Genomic DNA, 20,670 nt, shown 5'->3' on the forward strand with positions numbered 1-20,670 from the left:
TCCCTTCATGCGCACTGCCTGCCTTCCGGACCGGCAAAGCCCGTTTAAACCTGCAACGCGTTAGGACCGACTTGAGTTCCCGTCCGGGCGTGTCTCCCCTAGGCTGCGATCGGTGACCAATCGCACGAAAGTGGGGGGAGGGGGCCGATGACCAGCCCGGTAGAGGCCACTCTGGCCTATGCGGAGCAGTTCCATCTGGAAGATGAGGTGCTTCTCGCGGCGCGGCAGCGCGGCCAGGAGATGGGTGCGGTGCCCATCCTTCCCGGAGGCGGGGCGGCGCTCTGCTTCCTCGCCACGGCGCTCAACGCCAAGTCGGTGGTCGAGATCGGCACCGGCTGCGGTGTGTCGGGGCTGTGGCTGCTGCGTGGCATGCGTCCCGACGGCACGCTGACCAGCGTGGACGTCGAGCCTGAGCACCAGCGGCTGGCCCGTCAGGCCTTCGCCGACGCCGGGTTCTCCGGCGGGCGGGTGCGGCTGATCGTCGGCCGTGGACTCGACGTGCTGCCCCGGCTGTCGGACGGCGGGTACGACATGGTCTTCGCCGACGGCGCCAAGCAGGAGTACTCCGACTATCTGGCCGAGGCCGTCAGGCTGCTGCGCGTGGGCGGGATCGTCGCGTTCGACAACGTCCTGTGGCACAACCGGGTGGCCGACCCGGCGCAGCGCGACCCGGACACGGTCGCCCTGCGCGAGCTGGGCAAGCTCGTGCAGGGTGACGATCGGCTACGGCCACTGATGATGCCGCTGGGCGACGGGCTGCTGGCCGCGGTGAAGCTGAGCGACTGAAGGCGGTCAGGCCGGGCGGCCGAGCCACTCCACGAGAAGGCGGACGCCGAAGCCCGTGGCGCCCTTGGTCAGCACGCCCTCGTCCACCGTGCTGCGCCCCACCCCGGCCACGTCCAGGTGGGCCCAGGGCCGCTTGCCCGCGAACTCCCGCAGGAACAGCGCGGCCGTGATCGATCCGGCGCCGAAGCGGGAACCCACCTCGACATTGGCCAGGTCCGCGATCGACGACTCCAGCGCGGGCGCGTAGTCATCGATCAGCGGCATCCGCCACAGCCGGTCGTCACTGGCCTGACCGGCGCCGAGCAGCTCTCCGGCGAGTTCTTCCGAGGTGGCGTAGACGGCGCCCACGTTGCGGCCGAGGGCGACGCTGATCGCGCCGGTGAGGGTCGCGATGTCCACGAGGGCGTCGGGGGCGAGCGTGTCGTCGGCGTAGGCGAGGGCGTCGGCCAGGACCAGGCGGCCTTCCGCGTCGGTGTTGAGAACCTCGACCGTGCGGCCGCCGTAATGGGTGATGACGTCGCTGGGCCGCTGCGCACTGCCGGACGGCATGTTCTCCGCCGCCGCCACCAGTCCGGTGACCCGAACCTTCGCGCCCAGCTTGGCCAGCGCGGACACGGCCGCGATGACGACGGCGCCGCCGGCCATGTCGGTCTTCTGGACCTTCATGTTGTCGGACGGCTTCAGCGACAGCCCGCCCGAGTCGAAGGTGATGCCCTTGCCCACGAGCACCACGTGCCTGGTGGCGCCCGGCGGGTCGTAGGAGAGCTGGATGAGCCGCGGCGGGTTCGCCGAGCCCTGGCCGACCGCGAGGATGCCACCGAAGCCGCCGGCCCGCAGCTCCTCCTCGTCCCACACGCGCACGGGGACGCCCTGCTCGCCGGCGCGCTCGGCCAGCCAGGCCGGGCTCTTCACCGACGAGGGCGTGTTGGCCAGGTCGCGGGCGAGCGCGACGGCCTGGGCGACGATCTCGCCGCGCCGTACCGCCTGCTCGTCGGCGCCGGCGAACACGAGCGCGGAGACGGGCTTCTTGCCCGGCGAGGAGGTGACCTTGAAGCTGTAGGCGGCCAGCAGCGCGGCCTCGGCGAACGCCGCGCCGTCGCCGTCGGGAACGACGACGGTGAGCGTGTCGCGGCCCTTCGCGCGGCGCGTCAGGGCGGCGGCGGCCTTGCGCAGCGCCTTCGGCGAGCCGTCCCCGACTCCGTAGAGCAGGACGCGCCCGACCTCCTCACCCCGCGCCACGGGCACTTCGACGATCTCGCCGGCCTCGCCCTTGGCCTCGTAGTGGGCCAGCAGCGCCGCCGGGGGCAGGAGCAGGTCGAGGGAGAGCGCCGGTTCCAGGTCGGAGGAGTACGGCACCGCCAGCAGCTCGGCCTCGGCGGGGATCTCGGAAACCACCGACGTCGTGGTCTCAATGGGCACGGGTCATCTCTCCAAACACGTCAATGGCCCTGGCGCGGAGGCACGCCAGGGCCGTCGATCGAAGCTGTCTCGGGAAGCGCTCAGCCGACGACGTTCTTCAACGCCTCGCCGAGCGCCTGCGCCTCGTCGGCGGAAATCTCCACGACGAGCCGGCCGCCACCCTCCAAGGGGACGCGCATGACAATGCCGCGCCCTTCCTTGGTGACCTCCAGCGGACCATCGCCGGTCCGCGGCTTCATCGCCGCCATGCGTGTATCCCTTCCTGCCTTGGGCTCCCGCGGCCCGCGACCGCCGGCCCTCCAGGAGGGTGGCCGGCGCATTCACGTCTTCTGTGATGTCCTATTCTCCCGCATCGAGAGCCCTCATGGGTAACGATCTCCTCCCAGAATGCGTTGTCCAGGGGTGCGAAGACGTCCAAACTGGACTTCGTGCACGCACGCGCCGGCCTGTTCGACCTCTACGGAGACCACCTGCGATCACGCGGTGGCCAGGCCTCCGTTGCCGCCCTGGTGCGGCTGATGAAACCCCTGGAAATCGCCGCTCCCGCCGTACGCACGGCCGTTTCGCGCATGGTCAGACAGGGCTGGCTGTCGCCGGTCCGGCTGCCGCACGGACCCGGATACGGCCTGACTCCGAAGTGCGTCAGGCGCCTGGACGAGGCAGCACTGAGAATTTACCGACCGGGGACGCTCGGCTGGCGTGGACGCTGGCACGTGATCGTCTTCGGGCCGGTGCGGGAACGCCCCAGGCGGGAACGGCTGCGCGCCGATCTCACCTTCCTCGGCTACGCGGCGCTGTCCGAGACGACCTGGATCGGTCCACGGTCCTCGATCGAGCTGGACAACCTGCTCGACGGCGAGGGCGTGGTGGCCGACCGTTTCGACGCCGCGCTGGACGGCGACCCGTGCGAGCTCGTGGCCCGCGCCTGGGACCTGGACGGCATCGCCGCGGCGTACGAGCGCTGGCTGGCCGAGGCCGGGTCGCTGGTGGACTCGCTGCCCGCGCACGCGCCCGACGACCGGGTCTTCGCCACCAGGAGCGTGCTGGTCCACGGCTGGCGTAACTTCCTGTTCCGCGATCCCGGCCTGCCCGCGGAACTGCTGCCGCCGGGGTGGCCGGGCGAGAAGGCGCGGGCATATTTCGAGCAGGAGGCCGCGCGCCTGCTGCCCAGAGCCGCCGCATTCGTCGACCACAACCTGGAGACCCTGTGATCCGCTACGACGTGTCCGAGAGCGTGTCCACCATCACACTCGACCGCCCCGACGCCATGAACTCGCTGACGGCCGAGCTGAAGACGGCCCTGCTCGCCGCGTTGCGCCGGGCGGCCGATGACCCGATGGTGCGCGCGGTGCTGCTGACCGGCTCCGGCCGGGCGTTCTGCGCCGGACAGGACCTGCGCGAGCACTCGGACAACATGGAGGCGGGCCGCGGCCTGGCGGGCACGGTGCGTGAGCACTACAACCCGATCGTCGAGCTGATCACCACGATGCCCAAGCCGGTGGTGGCGGCGGTCAACGGCGTGGCCGCGGGGGCGGGCGCCTCGCTGGCCTTCGCCTGCGACCTGCGGGTGGCCTCGGAGAAGGCGAAGTTCGCCATGGCCTTCAGCGGAATCGGCCTGGCCCCCGACTCGGGCGCCTCCTGGACGCTGCAGCGCCTCGTCGGACCCGGCCGCGCGGCCGAGCTCCTGCTGCTGGGCGAGCCGCTGGACGCCCGGCGGGCGCTGGAGCTGGGCGTGGTGACGAGGGTGGTCGCGCCGGAGGAGGTGCTGAAGACCGCCCAGGAGCTGGCGGTACGGCTGGCGCACGGCCCCACCAAGGCGTACGCGGCCACCAAGCGGGCGCTCGCCTACGCCGCCACCCACACCCTGACCGAGTCCCTGGAACTGGAGGCGGCCCTCCAGGACGAGTGCGCCGCCACGGACGACCACTTCGACGCCACCCGGTCCTTCCTGGTCAAGGAGCGCCCCACCTTCTACGGTCGCTGACCCATCGACTTTGGTCGGTCCCCCATAGCCCGAGGACCGATCCGCACCGGCCACCGCCGTCCCTAGCGTCGTGGGCATGTCCCTCAAAGGCCTGCCACCGGCACTGGGGTTGCTGCTCCTGGCCCCGGCCTGCGCCGAGTACCTCAGCGGCTACGACACCTCCACGGGCAATGTCACCGAGCTGCTCGGCGGCCTGATCGTCTTCGTCCCCCTGTACGGCGCCGCCGCCCTCCTCATCCGCGAGGGCGCCCGCAGGGCCGGCCGGGGCTGGCCCACGATGTTCCTGCTGGCGGCGGCCTTCGGCGTGCTCCAGCCCGGCCTGATCGACCAGGCGATGTTCAACCCGTCCTACCGCGACATCTCGTTCCTGGCGCCGATGCTGGAGCCCACCTACATCCCGCAGCTCGGCATCGGGGCGTACCTGTCGCTGCACTGGGTGGCCGGGCACGTGGTCTTCAGCATCTGCGCGCCGATCGCGATCGTGGAGTCGTTCATGCGGCCGGAGCGCAGGACCACGCCGTGGCTGGGGTGGCCGGGGACGGTCGTCACGGCGGTGGCGTTCGCGGGCGCCGCGTGGTTCGTGGTCCGGTGGCATCTGGAGACCGAGAACTTCGTCCCGTCCACGGGGCAGCTGGCCGGGGCGGGCGCGGTGGTCCTGGCGCTGGTCGCGGTGGCGTTCGCGGTCAGGACGCGGCCGGGGCCCGCGGATTCGCGGCCCGCGCCCGGTCCGTGGGTGGTCGGCGGGGTGACGTTCGTCCTCATGTCGGTCTCCCAGGTCCTGGAGTGGACGACCTCCCTGGTCGACTGGACGGGGTTCGCCGTCTACGCGGGGCGGCTCGCGGTGCTGGCCGTGCTCCTGGTGCTGTGGTCGAGGCGGACGGGCTGGGGGCAGATACACCGGCTCGCCGCGGCGGGCGCCGCGCTGCTGGCCCAGGCCGCGGGCGCGTTCGTCACCCAGCCGATCGGGGACGTCTCCACAGCCGCCAAACTGGGCCACAACACGGCCTTCGCCCTGGGCGTGGTCGTGCTGATCATCGTTGCTGGTAAGAAAGCCGCCGGAAAGAAAGCCGAACTTCGCTGATGCCTGCTTCTGACCAGACCGTCGTGACGATTCCCGCCCTGCACCGCGTGCTGGTCTGGGCGGGCGGGCCGCTGCTGGGGGCGGGGGTGCTGTGGCTGGTGAAGGCGCTCATCGGGTGGGCGGCGACCTGGCCGTGGGTGCCGTTCGAGAAGCCGGTCAAGCTGCTGGCGGGGCTGGCGGAGCCGTACGCGACGATGGGGGCGCTCGGGCTGGGGGCCGTGGCCGGGCTGGTGCTGGCGTTCCTGGTCATCGCCGACCACCTGGGGATCGCGGTGGACGACACGCGGGCCGTCTTCACGCACGGCGAGCGGCGATGGGAGGCGCTCAGGGCCGACGCGTCGGCCGTCTTCCTGGACGGCGAGCGCGTCGTCGTCCAGGGGCACCGGACCGAGGAACTGGTCAGGACCCGCGGTGACCTGCCCCGGCGGGCCGACATCGAGCGGGCCTTCCTGGCCCGCGGCTATCCGTGGGTCGCCGGCGATCCGGCCGGGGCGGAGTTCCGGCTGTGGGCCGACGGGCACCCCGGCCTGGACGCCGCCGCCCACGCCTTCTTCAGGGCCAGGCAGGTGGCCCTGGAGAAGGACCAGAAGGACGACGCCGACGAGCTGCGGGCCGAGCTGGCCCGGCTGGACCTGGTGGTGCGCGAGGACGGCAAGAAGCAGTACTGGCGCCGCCTGCCTAGCGAACCCTGACCTCGGCCAGGCCGATCCCGCCGGTGTCCGCGCGCTGGAGGCGGACGTAGCGGGCCTCGCCCGTGACCGGCACGAACGTGGGCCGCAGCGCCCTGCCCGGCACGTGGACGCGCCGGGCGTCGGACAGGTCGGCGCGCGTGGCGAGGACGACGTCGAAGCCGGAGGTGGTCATCGCGGCGTCGTTCCAGATCTCCACCTCGGTCAGCGGCAGGGCGGCGCCGAGGTCGACCTGCCACCAGGCGCCGGGTTCGCTCGCCGTCCTGCTGTCGGTGGCGGTGGAGCCGTCCACGGCGTTGGCCGCCGGAGCCTCGGTCGTCGACTGGGTGGCGGGCCTTCCCCGGGCCAGGTCGGGGGCCAGCTGCTCGACCTCGCCTGGGGTGGCTCCGGCTCGCCCGGCCACGTCCAGGGCTTCGGGCGGGAGCCGTTCCAGAGCGGTGTGGTTGTGCTCGGCGCGCGAGCCGCGGCCGGACAGGGGCGGGGCTTCGGTGTCGGTCCAGTTGCCGGTGGCGAGGTTGCCGATGCCGTACTCGGCCCAGTTGGAGATCCACTTGTAGCCGACGCGGGTGATCACGTTGCCTTCGACACGGATGTGGGAGCTCTGCTCGTCCAGGTAGACGCCGTTGCCGTCGCGTTCGGTGTTGCCGTAGGCGGAGCGGTTGACGTAGTTGCCGCTGATCACCGTGCCGGGCTGCGGGCCCTGGGTGTAGATGGCGCCGCCGTCGTGCTGACCGTGCTCGACGAGCATCACGTCGGTGATCCGGTTGTTGGTCAGCTTGTTGTCGCGCATGTCGGGGTTCTGCGCCTCGGGCTGGTTCCAGCCCCAGCCGACCGAGATTCCCGAGTACGGCAGCCGCTCCAGCGTGTTGTGATCCACGACCAGCGAGCTCTCGTACCCGGCCCAGATCCCCACCGCGTCGGTGAACTCGATCCCCACCTGGATGATGAGGTTGCGGGCCACGGTGTTGCGTTCGCCGCGCAGCCCGGCGGGTGGGTTCGGCTCGGTGTCACCGACGTAGACCGCGCCGGAGGACAGGTCGGCGAAGGTGGAGCCGGTGATCGAGGAGTCCTTCGTGCCCGCCTCGAAGATCACGCCGGCGCCGCCGAGCCGCGTGAACACGCAGTCCTCGACCGCGATCTCCCGCCCGCCGCGGACCACGAGCGCCGCCGCCGGCTTGGTGTAGTGGCGGCCCGCCTGGCCGGCCGGGCCGGTGGCGCCGGTCAGCGTGAGCCCCGCCTGCGTGCCCGCGTAGCCCTCTTCGGTGTCCGGCTGCCGGTAGGCGGCGTGCTCGAAGGCCAGCCCGCGCACCCGTACCCGCGCCGCGCCCTCGATCCGCAGCAGCGTCTCGGTCGCGGGCGCGACGACGTCCTCGGGGCTCTCCCCCGCGCGCGGCAGATAGGTGACGGTACGGTTGCCGCGGTCATAGACGAACTCGCCCGGCCGGTCGAGCAGCTCGACGGCGTTCTCGAAGTGGACCATCTTGGCGTGGCGGTCGGCGTCCACGGTCGTGAAGTCCCAGGCGGGGCCGGTGCGGCCGGTGCCGGACGCCGAGTTGGCCCAGCACGGCCGGGCGAAGACGACGCGGTCGCCCTCGACCCTGTCGACGCGGCAGTGGTAGTTGCGCCAGCGCACCCGGATGACCGCCGAGGCGTTGCCCGGATCGGACCAGGCGGCCACGACGCCGGCCGGCGCCCCGGTCATGCCGTCCCTGGTGACCTCGCCGGCCGCCGCGAGGCGGGGGTCGCTCCTGGCGCGCACCGCCCGGACGCCGCCCACGAACAGCTGCCTGGGCGACACGCCCTCCGGCGCCTCGGTGACCCAGCGGCCCGCCTCCTCACGCCAGCCGGTCAGGTGTACTCCGCCGGACAGCACCGGTTTCTCGCCGGGCTCGGCGGTCCAGGTGATCGTGCGGCCCTCGGGGGCGCTGTCGCGCTCGTCCAGGGTCAGGGGGCCGGCCAGCCGGTGGAGGCCGCCGGACAGGCGGATCTCGATGTCGTGGCCGATGCCGGCCGCCACGGCCTGCCGTACCTTGTCGCGGGTGGTTTCCAGGGAGTGGCCGGGGGCGACCCGGTAGACCTTCACCGGGGACCGCCCGACTGTTGGAGCGCCTGCTCGAACTCGGCGCGGATCTTGTCGCCACCCTGGGCCCGCCAGTCCTTGACGAGCTGGTCCAGCTCGCTCAGCTTGGCCCGGCCGGCGACGATCGAGGTGACCTTGTCGTTGCGCATGGTGTAGAGCGACTCGAACTTGTTCTCGGCGGTCGGGGAGAACATGCCGGTGGTCGGGTCGTAGACCGCCTGGGGGATCATCTTCGACAGCGCCGCGTGCACGTGCTCGACGCCCTCGCGCGAGGTGGGGTCGTAGACGGCCTGGGTGGGGGCGGCGATGTACTTCCACGGGACGGTGATGTCCTTGGCGCCCTGATCGGTCAGGATCGGGTTGCCCTGGTCGTCGCGGGTGTGGTCGGTGCCCGCCAGGCCGTACTGGATGAGCGTGAACTCCTCGCTGCCGAACGGCGCGGCGAAGAAGTCGGCCACGCGCAGCAGTTCCTTGACCCTGGCCTCGCCGGCCTTCTTCAGCAGGTTGGTGGAGAAGGCGATGTTGTTGGCGAACGTCACGGCCTTGGCGCCGATGGGCAGCAGCGGGCGCGGGTCGGCCTTGGGGTCGATCTTCTTCTGGGTCTGCAGGTAGTTGCCGGGGCCCAGGTAGGCGGGCAGGCCGTCGTAGGTGATGGCGGCGCGGCCGGAGTTGAACTCGTTCTTGCGCTTGAGCGTGTCGAAGCCCTCCGAGCCCGGGTAGATGACGCCGGCCTCGCGCAGCTTGATCACGTACTCCAGGGCCGCCCGGTACTCCTCGGTCTCGATGGCGTGGGTGAGCTTGCCGCTCGCCTTGTCCAGGCGCCACTCCAGCGGCACGCCGAACAGCTGGGTGAAGATCGACAGGCCGAAGACGCCGCCGGTGGCGGTGACGATCGCCCAGCGCCGTTCCTGCGGCCTGGTCAGCTCCTTGAGCAGTTCGGCGAAGCGGTCGAGATCGGTGATCTGGGCCAGGTCGGTGACGCCGGCCTGGGCGAACATCTCGTGCCGGTAGAAGCCGAGGCCGCCGACGAGGTTGCGCGGCACGGGCACGCCGTAGAGCTTGCCGCCGATGATGCCCTGCTTCCAGAAGACCTCGGGCAGCGCGGCCAGGTTCGGGTACTCCTTGACCTTGTCCCCCGACAGGAACGGGGTCAGGTCGGCGCACTGGCTGGCGGCGAAGGCGGGCAGGTTGTTGACGCCCTGGGTGGAGATGTAGGGGAAGATGTCGGGCAGGTTGCCGCCCGCGACCAGCGTGGAGAACTTCGTCGGCCAGTCGTCGGTGGGCACGATCATGACGTCGGCCGTGCCGCCGAGCCGCTTCTCCATCTCCCGCCAGGCCGCGTTCTGCTCGCGGCCGGGCGGCGGCGGCAGGAACGTCTTCATCGCGATCTTCACCTGGCCGCCGGACATGGGCGGCTTCTGGACCGCCTTGAACAGCTCCTTCGGGTAGGTGAAGTACGCGTCGGGCACGCCCGCCGCGGTCCCGGGCAGGTCGGGCTTGGGGATCGAGGACAGCGGCGTGTAGGTCGGCAGTTTGACCGTGAGTCCCTGGGCCTTCGTCGCGGGCGCCTGCGCGCCGCCGCCGCCGCAGGCGCTCGCCAGCGACGTGACGGCCACGCCCGCGGCGAGGCCGAGGAAGCCGCGCCTGGAGAGGTTCATGTGGATCTTCCTTCGGGTGGGGGGTTCAGCCCTTGATGGCGCCGGTGAGCACGCCCTTGGTGAAGTAGCGCTGGAGGAAGGGGTAGACGATGAGGATCGGGACGACCGCCACCACGAGCACCGCCATCTGGATGGCCTGGACGGGGGCAGGTGCTTCCGCGCCGCCGCCGAGGCTCTCCAGCGTCCGGCCCTGGAGCACGAACATGCGCAGGATCATCGGCAGCGGCCACTTCTCGGTGTCGTCGAGGTAGAGAAGGGCGTTGAAGAAGGCGTTCCAGTACGCCACCGCGTAGAACAGGGCGATCACCGCGATCACCGCCTTCGACAGCGGCAGCACGATCCGGACGAGGATGCGCAGGTCGCCGGCGCCGTCCATGCGGGCGCTCTCCATCAGCTCGTTCGGCAGGTTCATGAAGAACGAGCGCAGGACGACCAGGTTGAAGGCGCTGACCAGGCTGGGCAGGACGAGCGCGGCGAAGGTGTTGAGCAGGCCGAGCTGTTGGACGGTCAGGAAGCCGGCGATGATGCCCGGGTTGAACAGCATCGTGAACAGCGCCACGACCAGGATGGCCCGCGAACCGGTGACCTCGCGGCGGCTGAGCCCGTAGGCCATGCCGATCGTGGCGGCGAGGCTGGCCAGCGTGCCGATGCCGGTCACGAGCACGCTGACGAGCAGCGCGCGGGTGACGGTGCCGCCCTCGAAGATGGCCCGGTAGGCGTCGAGCTGCGGCGCGGACGGCAGCAGGACGAAGCCGCCGGCCTTGGCGATGTCGGTCTCGGCCGAGAGGCTGGTGCCGATCACGCCGACGAACGGGTAGATCACCAGCAGGCTCACGCCGAGCAGGATCGCGCCCTTGACGGCCAGGCCGGCCTTGCCCGGCCGTTCCATCCAGGCCGGACGTTCACTTGGCCGCACCGCGGTACACCCCCTCGTGGCCCAGCAGGTGCGCCACCTTGTTCGCGCCGAGCACGAGGGCCGCGCCGACGATCGCCTTGATCAGGCCCACCGCCGCGGCGGGGCCCCACTGGCCGTCCCGGATGCCGTTGTAGTAGACGAACGTGTCCAGCACCTCGGCCGACTCGGGCCCGACCGCGTCGCGCTGGAGCAGGATCTGCTCGAAGCCGACCGACAGGATGCTGCCGAGGTTGAGGATGAGCAGCAGCACGATGATCGGCGTGATGCCGGGCAGCGTGACGTGCCAGAGCCGGCGCCATCGGCCCGCGCCGTCCATGGCCGCCGCCTCGTAGAGCTCCTGGTTGATGGAGAGCAGCGCGGCCAGGAAGATGATCGTCCCCCAGCCGGCGTCCTTCCAGAGCACCTGCAGCGCCACGAGCAGCGGGAAGGTGTCCGGGTTCGTCATGACGTCGACCCGGGGCAGGCCCACGCTCTCCAGCAGGTTGGGCAGCGCGCCGGCGCCGCCGAGGATCTGCTGGAAGATCGAGACGATGATCACCCAGCCGATGAAGTGCGGCAGGTAGACCACGCTCTGCACGAACCTGCGGACCTTGTCGCTGATCACGCTGTTGAGCAGCAGAGCCAGGGCGATCGGCGCCGGGAAGAAGAGCACGAGCTGGGTGAGCGTGATCTTCAGGGTGTTGACCACGGAGGTCCAGAACCGGCTGTCGCCGAAGACCAGCTCGAAGTTGGCCAGGCCGATCCACGGGCTGTCGATGAAGCCCACGTACGGCTGGTAGTCCTTGAACGCCACCACGTACCCGATGAGCGGGGCGTAGTGGAAGACCAGGAAGTAGACCAGCCCCGGCAGGGTCAGCAGCAGCATGACCCGGTCACGCCAGATCCGCTTGCGCAGAGGCAGCTTGCGTGGCGCGGCGCCCGCCGTACCGGTTGCGACACGGCGGGGCGTCACGGCGGCACGCGGTTGCGATGAAGTCGTCATGCGTCGTCCCTCCGATTGGCCGTGACCGTAGTAAGCGTTTTCCCCATTCGTCAAGACCCTTGCTAGCGAAAGGGCAGATCGCTTGACTGCACCGCAGGCAGGGCCTAGCGTGCGGCCTCAAGTTCATAGAACGCGCTTACTATCGGGGAGCGAAACACGTGCGGGAAGAGAGCCGAAGACCGCGTGCCGCCCTGGCCATGGGGCCCGGCGTGCGCGAGTCGGTCTTCAGCGGGGGCGCCCTCGACCGGCTGGCCCGCCTGGTCGACCTCCACGACGAGGTCATGCACGAGGTGGACGAGAAGATCCTGGCGGAGACGGAGGTGCTCGTGACCGGCTGGAACTGCCCGCCGTTCGACGAGCGGCTGCTCCGGGCCGCGCCGGGGCTGCGGCTGATCGCACACGCCGCGGGCACCGTGAAGACGTTCCTGGATCCGGTGGTACTGCGCAGCGTACGCGTCTCCAGCGCGGCCGACGCGAACGCGATCCCGGTGGCCGAGTTCACCTTCGCGGCGATCGTGTTCGGGGCGAAGCGGGCGTTCACGATGGCCCATCGCTACCGCACCCAGGGCAGCAGGCGGGACTTCTCCGGCATGCCGTGGCTGGGCACCCACCGGATCACGATCGGCGTCGTCGGCATGTCACGCATCGGCAGGCGGGTGCTCGCGCTGCTGCGCAACCTCGACGCCGAGGTGCTGGTCTACGACCCCTACGCCGATCCGGGCGAGGCCGCGGCGCTGGGCGGACGGCTGACCGACCTCGACACACTGGTACGCCGCTCGCACGTGGTCACCCTGCACGCGCCGGACACCCCGGAGACGCATCAGATGATCGGCCGCGACCGGCTGGCGCTCATGCGCGACGGCGCCGTGCTCGTCAACACCGCCCGCGGCGCGCTCGTGGACACGCTCGCCCTGACCGAGGAGGTGACGAGCGGCAGGCTCGACGCGATACTCGACGTCAGCGATCCCGAGCCGCTGCCGCCCGGCCACCCGTTCTTCGCGCTGCCCAACGTCTTCGTCACGCCGCACCTGGCCGGAGCCCAGGGCGGCGAACTGGCCAGGCTGGCCGACTCGGCGCTGGACGAGGTGGCGCGCTACTGCTCGGGCCGGCCGCTGAGGCACGAGATCCACATCGACGAACTGGGCAGAATAGCGTGAGTGACAAGGGAGGGCCCGTGACCGAGGCGACCATCGCCGACGTGGCCAGACTCGCCGGCGTGTCCAGCGCGACCGTCTCTCGGGTGATCAACCGCAACTACCCGGTGGCCGAGTCGACGCGCGCCAGGGTGGAGGCGGCCATCAGCGAGCTGGGCTACGTGGCCAACGCGCACGCCCGCGCCCTGGCCGGGGCGACGAACAGGACCGTCGGGATCATCATCAACGACGTGATCGACCCGTTCTACGCCTTCATCGCCCGCGGCGTGGAGCGCGAGGCCACCGCGCAGGGCAGGCTCTGCATCATCTGCTGCACCCAGGGCAGCCACGAGCAGGAACTGGCGCTCATCGACCTGCTGCACGAGCAGCGGGCCGACGCGGTCATCCTGGTCGGCGGCGCCTACGAGGACCGCGCCTACGCCACCCAGGTCGGCCGCCGGGCCCGCGCCCTGCACGCCAGCGGCTCCACGCTCGTGCTGTGCGGACGGCCGTCGGTGGGCGGCGACGTGCCGACCAAGGTCGTCGAGTACGACAACGAGGGCGGCTCCTTCGCCATCACCGACCACCTGATCACCCAGGGGCACCGGCGCATCCTGTTCCTGGGCGGCCCCGCGCTCTTCTCCACCACCGTCGCCCGCCTGGCCGGGCACCGGCGCGCGCTGGAGCTGCGCGGGCTGCCCTACACGGACGACCTCGTCCAGCCCGGCCCGCTCAGCCGCCGCTTCGGCTACGAGCGCGTCAGGGAACTGCTGGCCGAGGGCGCCGACTTCACCGCGATCTTCGCGGCCAACGACATCGTCGCGGCCGGGGCGATGCAGGCGCTGGAGGCGGCCGGGCTCACGGTGCCGGGCGACATGTCCGTCGTGGGCTACGACGACGTCCCGCTCGCCCAGGAGCTCCGTCCCCGGCTGACGACCGTGCGCATCCCGCTGGAGGAGATGGGCCGCCAGGCCGTACGGCTGGCCCTCGGCATCTCCGACGGCAGCGACTACCTGTCCCCCGTGCAGACCAGCACCCGGGTCGGGACCAGCATCGTGGTCAGGGAATCCGTGGGCGCGCCGAAACCGCTTGCCTCCCCACAGAGCAGAAAAGCAGCAGGTCGCCGATAGAAACCGGTAGAAAGTTCCGGAAAACCTTGACGGAGCCTAGTAAGCGCTTTCAAGCTCGGGCGGCATACGGCCCTGCCAAGGAGAACCTCGATGCGAAACCTCCCCAGACGTGGCTTCCTCACCCTCACCGGCGCCCTCGCGGCCTCCCCGCTCCTGGCCTCCCCCTTGCTGACCTCTCCCGCGTCGGCTGCCCGCCTGCGGGCCGCCCCCGCGGCGGCCGATGCTCTGTCGGCCGATCCCGCTCAGGCCGACCTCGCACAGGCCGATCCCGCTCAGGCCGCGGGTACCGCTCGCCGTACCGTGGTCGTCCGCGGGCGGGTCGCGGCCGAAAGCGAGCGGCTGAGGCTGCAACAGGCGCTGCGCACCACGGACTTCCACCACACCGGCGTCTACCTGCCCGCGGCCGCCAAGCTGATCGTCGAGGTCACTACCAAGGACGGGCTCGCGCCCACCCTGCACGTCGGCGCGCCCGACACCCACCCCGACATCGCCTACAAGAACCCGCGCGCCTACCCGCTCACCTCCGGCGTCAACACCGTCGAGGACGCCGGAGGCGGCATGGTCTACCTGTCCATGATCGGCGCGGGCGAGCAGGCCAGGGTCAGGTTCGTGAGCGGCGGGCTGGACGCGCCGGTCTTCAGGCTCGGCCGGACCACGGAGGCGGACTTCCAGGCCCAGCTCGACCGGCTCGCCGGCGTGCCGCAGGCCGAACTGGTCTCCGGACGCGCCATCGTCACCGTCACCCGCGAGGGCATCCTGCAGTGGCGCGAGCAGGATCACGCCGCGCACCTACGCCTGCTCGAGTCGATCATCGACGCGCACGCCGCCATTTCGGGGCTGCGGGCGAGCGAGCGCGCCCCGCTGCCGTTCCACCTGGTGGAGGCGCCGCGGATGCCCACGGGCGCCGGCGCCTACGCCACCCACGGCTGGACCGCCTACCCGCGCACGTACCTCGACCGGCTGCTCACCGTGGAAGGGCTGCGCACGCGCGGCTGGGGCGTCTACCACGAGCTCGGCCACCAGCACCAGCAGATGGCCTACAAGCCGGGCGACCTGACCGAGGTGACGGTCAACATCTACGCGCTGGCCGCGCAGCGGGCGCTGGGGCAGCAGTCCAACCTCACCAAGCCGGACGCCAAGACGGGGCTGACGCCGTACCAGAGCGCGCAGCCGAAGCTGCCGGTGGCGGACTTCACGAAGCTCGGGGCCTTCGAGAAGCTCGTGCCTTTCCGGCAGTTGGAGCTGGCCTTCACCGAGGAGTTCTGGCCCCGGCTGCACCGGCTCGTGCGGGCCGAGAACCCGCCGTCGGACTGGACCGAGACCGCGAAGCGGTGGGGATACCTGGCCGTCTACACCTCGCGGATCGCCGGGCGGGACCTGAGCGGGTTCTGGACGCGGTGGGGCGCGCCGCTGACGCTGGAGTGGCTGGACAGGGTGGCGGCGCTCGGCCTGCCCGCCGCCGACCCGTCCGGGCTGAGCGAATGATCACCCGCCGGGCGCTGCTGGCGGGCGCGGTCGCGGCACCGGTCCTGATGGGCGCCGACCCGGCCGCCGCAATGGGACCCGCCGCGCAGGGATTCACTCCGAAGCGACCTACCACCACGGGAGCCTCCGCCACGGGATCGGCCGCCGCTGCGGACTCGGCTGCCTTCGCCGGCTCGGCCGCAGACGCCGGCTCGGCAGTCGGCGTCGGCGAGTTCGCGGCATTGCGGGCCAAGGGGGTCGCCATGCTGGCCGGAGGGTCGTTCGATCCGGCGGATCCGGCCTTCGCGGCCCCGCTCGGGCGCCTTGACGCCGCCGCCTCGGGGTTCGGCACGGCGATGGAGCGGGCGGCCGGCCGTACCTTCCTTTGGGCGGACCTTCCGCTGACCGGGGCGAGCGCCGACATCGCGGCCAGCTACCAGCGGCTGCGCACGCTCGCCCTCGCCTGGGCGACCAAGGGCACCACCCAGTACGGCGACGCCACCCTTGCCGGCGACGTCCTCGCCGGCCTCGACCTCCTGTACGCCCGCGCCTACAACGAGACCAAACGCGAGACCGGCAACTGGTGGCACTGGGAGATCGGCGCCCCCCGCGCGCTCATGGACACCTGCCTGCTGCTGCACGACCTCGTCAGCCCGGATCAGCGGGCCGCGTGGATCCGGGCGGTGGACCGGTTCTGCCCCAACCCGGATCGGCGTACCAACCTCACGGACTTCGCCGAGACCGGTGCCAACCGCGCCGACAAGGCGCTGATCGTCGCGCTGCGCGGCATCGCCGGCGAGGACGCCGCCAAGCTGGCGCTGGCCCGCGATGGCCTGTCCGATGTGCGCGACGGCGGGCGGCGCTCGCTGTTCGCCTACGTGAGCGCCGGCGACGGCTTTTACACCGACGGCTCGTTCGTCCAGCACGACGTGGTGGCCTATACCGGCTCCTATGGGGTCGTGCTGCTGCAGTCGGTGAGCGCGGTGATCGGGCTGCTCGGCGGTTCGGCGTGGGAGGTGCGCGACCCGAAGGTGTCGGTGATCCTCGACGCGGTCGAGCGCACCTACGCGCCCTGGATCCACGACGGCCTGATGATGGACAGCGTGCGCGGGCGGGCGGTGGCCAGGCAGTTCGGGCGCGACCAGCATGCCGGGAGAGACACCGTGGACGCCGTGCTGCAACTGGCCGCCGGGGCGCCCGCCCCCTACGCCGCGCGCTTCCGCGAGCTGGCCAAGGGGTGGGTGCGCCGGGGCAGGTTCCTGGAACTGGCTGACGTACCGGCGACCGCGCGGGCCAAGGCGCTGCTGGCGGACCGGTCCGTGGCCGCAGCGCCCCGACCGTCCGGCCACCACGTGTTCGCCGCGATGGACCGGATCGTGCACCGGCGGCCCGGATGGTCGTTCGCGATCAGCCTGTCGTCCAGGCGGATCGCCATGTACGAGTGCGGCAACGGCGAGAACTACCGCGCCTGGTACCAGGGCGACGGCGCCACCTACCTCTACACCGACGGCGTCGACGGCAGGGACCACTACACCGCCGACTACTGGCCCACCGTGAACTCCTACCGCCTCGCCGGCACTACCGTGGACACCCGGCACCGCGACCCGGCCGTCTCGGTCAGCGGCACCGGGACCTTCCGCCCGGCCAACACCTGGGCGGGCGGCGCCACGATCGACGGCTACGGCGTCGCCGGCCTCGACCTGATGGCCGCCGGAACCACGCTGACGGCCAGGAAGAGCTGGGTCTGCCTGGACGACGCCGTCGTCTGCCTGGGCGCCGGGATCACCAGCACCGACCACCGGGCCATAGAGACGATCGTGGAGAACCGCGGCACCACCGCCCGGCTCACCCGGCGCGGCGGCCGGGCGCACCTGCACGGCGTCGCGGGCTACGTCCTGCTGTCCCCCGGCGAGCTGCGCACGCTGCGCGAGCGCAGGACCGACGCCTGGCGGGCCATCGACGACGGTCCCGGCACCGGCGGCACCTCGGACCCGGTCGCGCGGGAATACGTGACGCTCTGGCTGGACCACGGCAGCGACCCCGCGGGCGCGAACTACGCTTACGTCGTCCTGCCCGGCGCCGGGGCCGCGCAGACCATGGCGTTCGACCGGGTGAAGGTGCTGGCCAACACCGCGTCGGCGCAGGCGGTCACCGCGTCGGGCCGCTCGGTGGGCGGCGGCCGGCTGTTCGCCGGCACGTTCTGGAGCGCGGGCGCCGCGGGCGGAGTGAGCGCCGACGCGCCCTGCACGGTCCTGGTGCGCCAGGCCGCGGGCCGCATCCGGGTGGCCGTCGCAGACCCCGGCCGCACGGTCCCCACGGTACGGCTCACGCTGGGCCTCCCCGCCCACCGCCTGATCCGGGCCGACGATTCGGTCGATGTCACCCTGGGAAGGAACGTGGCCCTCACCGTCAACCTGTCCGGCTCCGGTGGCCGGACGCACACCGCAGAACTGGCGATCGGCAGGACATGACCTCCCTACACCTCCCGCCCACCGACCGCATCCTCTCCCCGCGCACCGGCTGGACCCGCGCCCATTGGGAGGCGGTGGCCGATCAGTTGCTCGACGCGGTCGTGCCGTACGCCTCGCCGGGTATGGCCCGCTACGACCTCCCCGGGCGGCCCAGTTGGTCCGGGGTGCGCTCGGACGGGCTGGAAGGCTTCGCCCGCACCTTCCTGCTGGCCGCCTTCCGGATCGCGGGAGCCAAGGGCGAGGCGCCGCCCGGCCTGATCGAGCGCTACGCCGACGGCCTGGCCGCCGGGACCGACCCCTCGGCCCCCGACTCCTGGCCGGTGCTGACCGACTGTTCGCAGCAGATGGTCGAGGCCGCCTCGATCGCGATCGGACTGCACGAGACGCGGGCCTGGCTCTGGGACCGGCTCGACTCCTCGGTACGGGAGCGGGTGGCCGAGTGGCTGGGCGGGTTCGTGGGCAAGCGGACCTGGGACAACAACTGGATGTTGTTCCAGACGGTGTCGGAGGAGTTTCTCAAGTCGGTGGGCGGGCCGTACCGGCAGGAGGAGATCGACCGGGGGCTGGAGCGGATCGAGGAGTGGTATGTCGGCGACGGCTGGTACACCGACGGCGGCACCCGCAACTTCGACTATTACTGCGGGTGGGCGCTGCACCTGTATCCGCTGATGTGGACGCGGATGTCGGGGGCGTCGGGCGAGGTGTACCGGGACCGCCTCCACACCTTTCTGACGACGTATCAGCACTTCTTCGGGTCGGATGGGGCGCCCATGCATCACGGCCGGTCGCTGACCTACCGCTTCGCCGCCCTCGCGCCCGTCTGGATGGGCGCTTTGGCCGGCGCCAGCCCTTTGTCCGGCGGGCAGACGCGGAAGCTGGCCTCGTCCGTGGTCCGGCACTTCGCCGAGCGCGGGGTGCCGGACTCGCGCGGTCTGCTGTCGCTCGGCTGGTACGACACGTTCCTGCCGGCCACGCAGTCGTACTCGGGACCCGCCTCCCCCTACTGGGCGTCGAAGGGCTTCCTGGGGCTGCTCCTGCCTCCTGAGCACCCGGTGTGGACCGAGCGCGAGCAGGCGTTGCCGCTGGACGAGCACGACGTCGTGGCCGCCGTCCCCGCGACCGGCCTGCTCCTGCACGGCACCCGGCACGACGGCCTGGTCCGGCTGGTCAACCACGGCAGCGATCACGGCGCCCCGCCCGACGACCCCCACTACGCCCGGCTCGCCTACTCCACCCGCACCGGCCCCGACCACGGCAGGGCCGCCGACAACCACATCACCGTCTCGCCCGCCTCCCCCAGAGGCGCCATCCACCCGCTGACCTGCGAGGGCCGGACCGCCTCCTCCTACTACGAGACCCCCGGCGGCGACCGCGTCACCACCACGTCGGTCGTGCGCGGCCCGTGGGAGATCCGCGTCCACGCCGTCACCGCGCCGGACGGCTCCACGGTCCGCGAAGGCGGCTACGCGGTCGCCGACGCCTCGCCGCCCGCGGTGGTGACCGGGGCCGGATGGGCGCTCGCCCGCCGGGCGGACGGGCTCACCTCAGCGCTCATCGGCCTGTACGGCTGGCAGCACGCCACCGTCGTCCGCGACGTCGAGGCCAACGCCTTCGGCCCCCACTCGGCCACGCCCCGGCTGGAGGCCGGCAGCCCGGGTACACACGTGACGCTGGTGGTGCTGTCGGGCGACGCCGTACACCCGAGTGCCCTTCGAGACGCCATCGGCGTCGAGGTGAGCGCGGACGCCGTCGAGATCACCTTCCCCGACGGCGACACGGTCAGCGTCGCCCGGTCCTGACGACGCAGTCGGCGAGGTGGTCGTTGACCAGGCCGATGGCCTGCATCAGCGCGTAGGCGGTGGTCGGGCCGACGAAGCGGAAACCGTGCTTCTTCAGCTCCTTGGCCAGCGCCTTGGAGCCCGGGGTGATGGCCGGGACGTCGCCCATCGCCTTGGGCACCGGGGAGCCGGGGTCGGCGTGCCGCCAGACCAGCTCCGACAGCCCGTCCGGCAGGTCGAGCGCGGCCCGGGCATTGGCGATGACCGCCTCGACCTTCGCCCGGTTGCGCACGATGCCCGCGTCGCCGAGCAGCCGCTCCACGTCACGCTCGGTGTAGGCGGCCACCTTCTCGATCGCGAACCCGTCGAAGGCGGCGCGGAAGTTCTCGCGCTTGCGCAGGATCGTCAGCCACGACAGCCCCGACTGGAACGCCTCCAGCGACACCCGTTCGAACACCTTGTCGTCGCCGTGGACCGGGCGGCCCCACTCCTCGTCGTGGTAGGCGATGTACACCGGGTCCGCCATGCCGGTCCACCAGCAGCGGATCACCTCGCTCACGCGGCCCCGCCCTCCGGCTCCTTCGCCTTGTGGACGAGCACGTCGGTGGCCGTGGGCTGCTTCTCCGCCGCATCCTCAGACGCGGGCGCGGGTACGGCGGGCTCGTCCGGCACCTCGGGATCGTCGCCCTCCTCGGCCAGCTCACGCTCGACGACCGGCGGCTCGTGCTCGGTGCGGAGCCCGGCGCCCGGCGCGGCGTACACCTCCTGCCGGGCCTGCAGCCTGCTGGACAGCAGTTCCGAGACCCGCTGCTCCAGCACGGCGATCCTGGTGTCGCGCGCGCTGATGGCGCCGGCGGCGCGCCGCAGCGTCTCATCCACGCTCTGCGTGTGATATCCGACCAGGTTGACCGGCAGATGCAGCGCCATGAAGTCAACCGCCGTCAGTTGCCCGGACTCGGGCAGATCGAGCGGCGGGACGTCAGGCGGGAACTCGGTCAGCTCACCGCCCCTACCGAGGGAGACCAGCACCACACAGGCGAGAATGGCGAGCGCGGCGATGGCGAGTACGACCAGCACATTGGCATCGTACTCATACGAT

General features: G+C 71.7%; 18 protein-coding genes. 10 read left to right on the forward strand and 8 right to left on the reverse strand.

Features of this window, described 5'->3' with window-relative positions; translation table 11 throughout:
• Nucleotides 1-147 precede the first annotated feature (147 nt).
• A complete protein-coding gene (locus ACFWYW_RS35925) occupies nt 148-786 on the forward strand; it encodes an O-methyltransferase (protein ID WP_379610571.1) in 639 nt (212 codons plus the stop codon).
• Between the two features lie 6 nt (nt 787-792).
• On the opposite strand, the gene ACFWYW_RS35930 is transcribed toward ACFWYW_RS35925, so the two are convergent.
• Together ACFWYW_RS35930 and ACFWYW_RS35935 are read right to left on the reverse strand one after the other, a co-directional pair.
• A complete protein-coding gene (locus ACFWYW_RS35930; protein WP_379610572.1) occupies nt 793-2,205 on the reverse strand; it encodes a leucyl aminopeptidase in 1,413 nt (470 codons plus the stop codon).
• 80 nt (nt 2,206-2,285) lie between these two features.
• Entirely contained in the window at nt 2,286-2,453 is a 168-nt protein-coding gene (locus ACFWYW_RS35935) for a DUF3117 domain-containing protein (RefSeq protein WP_181019706.1), read from the reverse strand.
• Between the two features lie 180 nt (nt 2,454-2,633).
• On the opposite strand from ACFWYW_RS35935, the gene ACFWYW_RS35940 reads away from it, so the two are divergent.
• The 4 genes from ACFWYW_RS35940 to ACFWYW_RS35955 all read left to right on the forward strand — a co-directional run bounded on the left by ACFWYW_RS35940 (nt 2,634) and on the right by ACFWYW_RS35955 (nt 5,962).
• Nucleotides 2,634-3,416 carry a PaaX family transcriptional regulator C-terminal domain-containing protein gene (locus ACFWYW_RS35940; protein ID WP_379610574.1) on the forward strand — a complete coding sequence of 261 codons (783 nt, stop codon included), beginning with the start codon at nt 2,634-2,636 and terminating at the stop codon, nt 3,414-3,416.
• Nucleotides 3,413-4,189 carry an enoyl-CoA hydratase-related protein gene (locus ACFWYW_RS35945; protein ID WP_379610575.1) on the forward strand — a complete coding sequence of 259 codons (777 nt, stop codon included), beginning with the start codon at nt 3,413-3,415 and terminating at the stop codon, nt 4,187-4,189. The genes ACFWYW_RS35940 and ACFWYW_RS35945 overlap by 4 nt, the downstream gene beginning before the upstream one ends.
• 76 nt (nt 4,190-4,265) lie before the next feature.
• Nucleotides 4,266-5,270, forward strand: a complete 1,005-nt coding sequence (locus ACFWYW_RS35950; RefSeq protein WP_379610576.1) for a hypothetical protein — start codon at nt 4,266-4,268, stop codon at nt 5,268-5,270.
• Entirely contained in the window at nt 5,270-5,962 is a 693-nt protein-coding gene (locus ACFWYW_RS35955; RefSeq protein WP_379610577.1) for a hypothetical protein, read from the forward strand. The genes ACFWYW_RS35950 and ACFWYW_RS35955 overlap by 1 nt, the downstream gene beginning before the upstream one ends.
• On the opposite strand, the gene ACFWYW_RS35960 is transcribed toward ACFWYW_RS35955, so the two are convergent.
• Genes ACFWYW_RS35960 through ACFWYW_RS35975 form a run of 4 tightly spaced genes read right to left on the reverse strand, consistent with a single transcriptional unit; the run spans nt 5,949 to nt 11,595 of the window.
• Nucleotides 5,949-8,042, reverse strand: a complete 2,094-nt coding sequence (locus ACFWYW_RS35960) for a right-handed parallel beta-helix repeat-containing protein (RefSeq protein ID WP_379610578.1) — start codon at nt 8,040-8,042, stop codon at nt 5,949-5,951. The two genes, ACFWYW_RS35955 and ACFWYW_RS35960, sit on opposite strands and share 14 nt — an antisense overlap.
• Nucleotides 8,039-9,697: an extracellular solute-binding protein gene (locus ACFWYW_RS35965; protein ID WP_379610579.1), complete on the reverse strand. Its 1,659-nt coding sequence runs from the start codon at nt 9,695-9,697 to the stop codon at nt 8,039-8,041. The genes ACFWYW_RS35960 and ACFWYW_RS35965 overlap by 4 nt, the downstream gene beginning before the upstream one ends.
• A gap of 25 nt (nt 9,698-9,722) precedes the next feature.
• Nucleotides 9,723-10,613: a carbohydrate ABC transporter permease gene (locus tag ACFWYW_RS35970; protein ID WP_379610580.1), complete on the reverse strand. Its 891-nt coding sequence runs from the start codon at nt 10,611-10,613 to the stop codon at nt 9,723-9,725.
• Nucleotides 10,600-11,595 carry an ABC transporter permease gene (locus tag ACFWYW_RS35975; protein WP_379610581.1) on the reverse strand — a complete coding sequence of 332 codons (996 nt, stop codon included), beginning with the start codon at nt 11,593-11,595 and terminating at the stop codon, nt 10,600-10,602. The genes ACFWYW_RS35970 and ACFWYW_RS35975 overlap by 14 nt, the downstream gene beginning before the upstream one ends.
• A gap of 158 nt (nt 11,596-11,753) precedes the next feature.
• Here ACFWYW_RS35975 and ACFWYW_RS35980 point away from each other — a divergent pair, with 158 nt between their 5' ends.
• From ACFWYW_RS35980 to ACFWYW_RS36000, 5 genes are all read left to right on the forward strand, one after another.
• Nucleotides 11,754-12,752, forward strand: a complete 999-nt coding sequence (locus ACFWYW_RS35980; protein WP_379610582.1) for a hydroxyacid dehydrogenase — start codon at nt 11,754-11,756, stop codon at nt 12,750-12,752.
• 17 nt (nt 12,753-12,769) lie between these two features.
• Nucleotides 12,770-13,858 carry a LacI family DNA-binding transcriptional regulator gene (locus ACFWYW_RS35985; protein WP_379610583.1) on the forward strand — a complete coding sequence of 363 codons (1,089 nt, stop codon included), beginning with the start codon at nt 12,770-12,772 and terminating at the stop codon, nt 13,856-13,858.
• Between the two features lie 90 nt (nt 13,859-13,948).
• Nucleotides 13,949-15,343 carry a M60 family metallopeptidase gene (locus ACFWYW_RS35990; protein ID WP_379610584.1) on the forward strand — a complete coding sequence of 465 codons (1,395 nt, stop codon included), beginning with the start codon at nt 13,949-13,951 and terminating at the stop codon, nt 15,341-15,343.
• On the forward strand, nt 15,340-17,793 hold the full coding sequence (locus ACFWYW_RS35995) for a polysaccharide lyase 8 family protein (RefSeq protein ID WP_379610585.1): 2,454 nt from the start codon (nt 15,340-15,342) through the stop codon (nt 17,791-17,793). Before ACFWYW_RS35990 ends, ACFWYW_RS35995 begins: the two co-directional genes overlap by 4 nt.
• Nucleotides 17,790-19,592 (forward strand): DUF2264 domain-containing protein, encoded by a 1,803-nt coding sequence (locus ACFWYW_RS36000; RefSeq protein WP_379610586.1) that lies wholly within the window; start codon nt 17,790-17,792, stop codon nt 19,590-19,592. The genes ACFWYW_RS35995 and ACFWYW_RS36000 overlap by 4 nt, the downstream gene beginning before the upstream one ends.
• On the opposite strand, the gene ACFWYW_RS36005 is transcribed toward ACFWYW_RS36000, so the two are convergent.
• Together ACFWYW_RS36005 and ACFWYW_RS36010 are read right to left on the reverse strand one after the other, a co-directional pair.
• A complete protein-coding gene (locus ACFWYW_RS36005) occupies nt 19,573-20,130 on the reverse strand; it encodes a DNA-3-methyladenine glycosylase I (protein WP_379610587.1) in 558 nt (185 codons plus the stop codon). The two genes, ACFWYW_RS36000 and ACFWYW_RS36005, sit on opposite strands and share 20 nt — an antisense overlap.
• Entirely contained in the window at nt 20,127-20,648 is a 522-nt protein-coding gene (locus ACFWYW_RS36010; RefSeq protein ID WP_379610589.1) for a hypothetical protein, read from the reverse strand. The genes ACFWYW_RS36005 and ACFWYW_RS36010 overlap by 4 nt, the downstream gene beginning before the upstream one ends.
• Nucleotides 20,649-20,670: the final 22 nt, after the last annotated feature.

The sequence above is a fragment of the Nonomuraea sp. NPDC059023 genome (assembly GCF_042740095.1).
In the GTDB taxonomy this organism is placed as follows: Bacteria; Actinomycetota; Actinomycetes; order Streptosporangiales; family Streptosporangiaceae; genus Nonomuraea.

Coding starts and splice junctions, on each gene's coding strand:
- ACFWYW_RS36000 (WP_379610586.1), top strand. CDS start 17,790: ATGACCTCCCTACACCTCCCGCCCACCGACCGCATCCTCTCCCCGCGC.
- ACFWYW_RS35950 (WP_379610576.1), top strand. CDS start 4,266: ATGTCCCTCAAAGGCCTGCCACCGGCACTGGGGTTGCTGCTCCTGGCC.
- ACFWYW_RS35935 (WP_181019706.1), bottom strand. CDS start 2,453: ATGGCGGCGATGAAGCCGCGGACCGGCGATGGTCCGCTGGAGGTCACC.
- ACFWYW_RS35995 (WP_379610585.1), top strand. CDS start 15,340: ATGATCACCCGCCGGGCGCTGCTGGCGGGCGCGGTCGCGGCACCGGTC.
- ACFWYW_RS35955 (WP_379610577.1), top strand. CDS start 5,270: ATGCCTGCTTCTGACCAGACCGTCGTGACGATTCCCGCCCTGCACCGC.
- ACFWYW_RS35965 (WP_379610579.1), bottom strand. CDS start 9,697: ATGAACCTCTCCAGGCGCGGCTTCCTCGGCCTCGCCGCGGGCGTGGCC.
- ACFWYW_RS35990 (WP_379610584.1), top strand. CDS start 13,949: ATGCGAAACCTCCCCAGACGTGGCTTCCTCACCCTCACCGGCGCCCTC.
- ACFWYW_RS35925 (WP_379610571.1), top strand. CDS start 148: ATGACCAGCCCGGTAGAGGCCACTCTGGCCTATGCGGAGCAGTTCCAT.
- ACFWYW_RS35975 (WP_379610581.1), bottom strand. CDS start 11,595: ATGACGACTTCATCGCAACCGCGTGCCGCCGTGACGCCCCGCCGTGTC.